At 39.0% G+C, this 4,136-nt stretch carries 2 protein-coding genes; one reads left to right on the top strand and one right to left on the bottom strand.

From position 1 onward, the window contains the following. A partial coding sequence (locus U9P79_10645) for a C25 family peptidase propeptide domain-containing protein (protein MEA2105070.1) occupies positions 1–511 on the bottom strand: 511 nt, incomplete at its 3' end. 217 nt (positions 512–728) lie between these two features. Between U9P79_10645 and U9P79_10640 the strand changes: the two genes are divergently transcribed. Continuing rightward, positions 729–3,989, top strand: a complete 3,261-nt coding sequence (locus tag U9P79_10640) for a T9SS type A sorting domain-containing protein (protein MEA2105069.1) — start codon at positions 729–731, stop codon at positions 3,987–3,989. Positions 3,990–4,136: the final 147 nt, after the last annotated feature.

Here is a 4,136-nt window from a genome sequence, read left to right as displayed (position 1 = left end):
TTGCCAAGAGGGAAACATCAACTCCGCGAATTTGTTTCACTTCCGAGATTTGGATCGGATTTGCCGGATAAAATGCATCCCGCGAATAGATATTCAAATCCTTTTCATAATGTAAAGGGGAGTTGTCGTTTTCTTTTGGAATACGAGGAGCGGGGGCTAATTCGATTCCTCTAAAAGTTTCTATTCTGGTAGAAACGATTTCTAATTCTGCATTTGCACCTTCGGGAAGAGCAATATATCGGCTAATGCTTGGAAGGTTTGGAGCACCTTCATTATTTGGAAGCATCACTCCGGGAAGAATAATGTTTTGGAGTTGCTCACTATTAATTGTAATATTTTGTAAGGTAAATTCTTCAATTGAAAAATTTACTCCAACGCCGAAATTCGATGAGTTTTCTAAACTGAAACCAGCTCTGCTCCAGCTGTTATCATATTTGACTACTTGCTCTTCGGAGGCAAAACATACTCCAAAAAGCAAAATAAAGATAAATATAAACGATAGCTTTTTCATAATAATTCCTTTCGTATTAAAATAAATGTTTTACTATAAATATGTATGCAAAATTTTCTATTTAAGTGATTCATTGATTGAATTGAAGTCAAGAAAATCAATAAAAATGTAAAGGAAAATAAGGCACTCTTAAAATAATTGACATAGAAATTGATTTGTATAAAATATGATTTATAAATTTTGATAACGGAATTCATAATATTTGAAAGGAGCAAAAATGTTATATTTTACAACTAATCCTGATTTATGGGGGAAAAGACTTTTTGTAATTCCTGTTTTGTTAATGATATTTTCAATAAATTTAGGGGCGAAACAATCAAACGAAACCGGAAATCTGATTCCAAAACCCGTAAACACATCTGAATATCAAACCCCTCTCAAACATACTCAATCATCAAATCGCGGATATGAAGAATGGACTGGTAGCGGACCTTGGGGTGGAATTGTGCGAGATATTGTTACAGCACCTGATGACGGCTCAATCGTCCTTTCCGCTTGCGGCTTTTCTATGGCAAGTAGCGGTAGCGTTTGGCGAAGTGAAGATGGTGGGAACACTTGGGAAGACACCGGGCTTGATCACAAACCTTTTTACGGCTTAGCAACTTCCCCTTCTGAAAATGGTGTTTTCTTTGCCGGCGGAAAATACGGATTTTACAAATCAAATAATTACGGAGAAGACTGGCAATTGCTTTCTTGCAGTTCCACTTTTATCTTGAAAATCGGAGTAAAAATAAACGATGGGAACACAATTATTACCGGTTTAGCTTCGAGTGCCGGCGTTCGGCGTTCCACGGATGGGGGCATAAATTGGGAAACAGTTGGTATCAATTCGGGATTTTTAAAGGGTATTTCCACAACCCCGGCAAATCCGGAAAAATTTGTGATCGCCGGTTCGGACTTCCCCTCTTCTGCAATGCAAAGCTTGGATGGTGGAGAAAATTGGACTCCAATCGGACCGGATTCCGGTGGAGATATTACCGGTTATGACGTCTTGATTTCCCAAACAAATGAAAATCAAATTTTATTACTTCATGATGATGGTATCTATGGAACAACCGATAATGGTGAAAATTGGAATTTGCTCAAATCCGGTGGTGGGCAAGGAGAATTTTCTGTCCATGATGGAAATATTTACGTGGGTATTTGGGGACAGGGTGTTTTCGTTAGCACCGACAACGGAAATGATTGGACACACATTCCCGAAGCAGGGATAGGCAATTATTGGCAAACTGCCAGCTCATCCGATAATGGCGTACTGATGGGATTTTGGGGTGGAATCAAATCTTGTGCGGATTTAGGAGAGGATTGGGATTTTTCCGATACCGGAATGTGCTCACCATTCACCCATGCTTTGGCTTATTATGCAGATCGGGATGAACTTTGGGCTGGAACAGAGGGCGGAGGCGTTTTTCGTTCTCTCGACCAAGGTGAAACCTGGAATCGGATGAATAATGGTTTGAATAATTTGTGGATCTATGATTTTGCACCCTTGAGTCATCAGAATCATAGTGTTGACCGAATGGTTATTGCTACGGCTTCCGGATTATATATTTCTGATGACTATGGTGAAAACTGGATTTTGAAAGATATGGAGGGCAGCACATTAACGGATGTAGAAATTCATTGGACCAATCCAAATCGTTATTGGGAAGCTGAGCAGATGGGTACAATTAAATATACTGCAAATAATGGGATGACATGGATTTCTGCAACCGGTTTACCCTTCGGACTTTATCCAAAACTTGCGATTGGAAAAAATGAAGATAATATGCTTCGCGTTTTTACTTGCTATGAAAATGGATATGGGACTTCCGTTTATTATTCTGATGATAACGGAGCAACTTTCTCCGCAGGTTTAGGGATGTCCGGAATTTCCTATCATACCGGGCTTTCAGTTCGTTTACCAGACAACGAATATGATCAAATTGTTTACTGTGCCACTGGGCAAGGGCTTTATAGTTCAGAAGATTTTGGTGAAAACTGGTTGCATGTTTCCGGAACAAGCGGTTTATATTGGTCTGTAGTTGGAACCAGAGGTGAAGAAATCTTTCTCGGTTCAAGCAATGGTGTGCAATATAGTTCTGATGAAGGACAAAATTGGACATATTTGAATGAAGGAATTAGCGGAGTCACTGTTTGGCGACTTCTTTATGGCTATAACCAAGATCAAATTTTTGCCGCCAATAGAAGTGAACCTGTATTAAATTATTGGTTGCAACCACCTCCACCGATGAATGTACAAGTGAATCATACTACAGGATTGGTTACATGGGACAACGAAAGTGCTGCAGAATATGTTCAATCCTCTCCGGATTATCTGAGTATTAATAACAATCGTGACATAATTGGAAATAATATATATTTGGATGGAGAGTTTATTGCAGAAATATTTAACCAGAATTTCTATCAATTGGAAAATCTAATTATTGGAATGGAATATACCGTGGGTGTATCAAACTTTATTATCTCAAATACTGAAAACAGATCTGAATCGGAGATCGTGGAAGTAACATTTATTTATATAGGTCTTGAACCTACTCCTCCGATCCAAAACCTTGCTGGAACTGTATCGAACTACCAGAATGTTCATCTCACTTGGGATCAGCCGAATGTAAGTGATTTACTCGCTTATCATAATGGTAATGTTGTCACCAAGAAAAAGGACAGAAAAAAAATTTCCGAAGAAATACCCGCAGACATCCGTGATCTTGAAGGATATAATGTCTATAGAGACGGTGATAGCCTTGCTTATGTATCCGGTGCTACTACAACCCTTTATTATGATAATACAAATCTCGATAGCGGAATATACACCTATTCCGTTGAAGCAGTTTATACTACCGCTGTTTCTAATCCGGTTAGTATTGGTGTGGAAATTGAACTTCCCCCTGTTGAAAATCTTGAATTCTACTTATCAGAACCAAATGGAGTACTTGACTGGGATGAACCGTCCGGTGATGTAGTTGCCGGTTTAAATGGATTCGGATTTTCTGCTGCAATACTACAGACCAGAGAACTTACGGGATTCAATGCATATCTTGATGGTGAATTTGAAGGAACAACTACCAATACCTTCTATGTACTTTTTGATGTTGCAGGTAACCACACTGCTGGGGTAACAGCGTTATATGAAGGTGGATATGAATCAGAGATCGAAGAGGTTTCTTGGTCTGTTTGGTGGCAAATAGATCCGGAAATTCAGTTTACAACTCTTAATGGTAACTTCCCCAATCCATTCAGCAAATCAACCAAAATCTCTTTCAGCCTGAAGAATCCTTCCCACGTGAGTCTCTCGGTTTACAATCTCAAGGGACAGTTGGTTGAATGTTTAGTAAATGAAGATCTTGAAGGTAATCAAAGATTCGAAGCAATCTGGGACGGAACTTCAAATGGAAAAAAACTTGGGAATGGGATTTACTACTATAAACTCACTGCAGATGGAAAAACTTTTCTGAAGAAAATGATCCTGATGAAATAGAATGCAATCTTCATACAGATTTAACCACCGCAACCTTTTGTCGAGATGATTTTCGTTTTATTTAGAGCCTGTCCGTAAAGTAGTATTTTTTAAGCACCTTGCGGATGGTTGCTTTTCAACGGGATTTGTTATCCGCAACCTCCGCAA

The sequence above is a fragment of the Candidatus Cloacimonadota bacterium genome, from assembly GCA_034661015.1.
In the GTDB taxonomy this organism is placed as follows: Bacteria; Cloacimonadota; Cloacimonadia; order JGIOTU-2; family JGIOTU-2; genus JAYEKN01.
This window is presented reverse-complemented; position numbering and strand designations above follow the sequence as displayed.

Coding starts and splice junctions, on each gene's coding strand:
- U9P79_10640 (MEA2105069.1), top strand. CDS start 729: ATGTTATATTTTACAACTAATCCTGATTTATGGGGGAAAAGACTTTTT.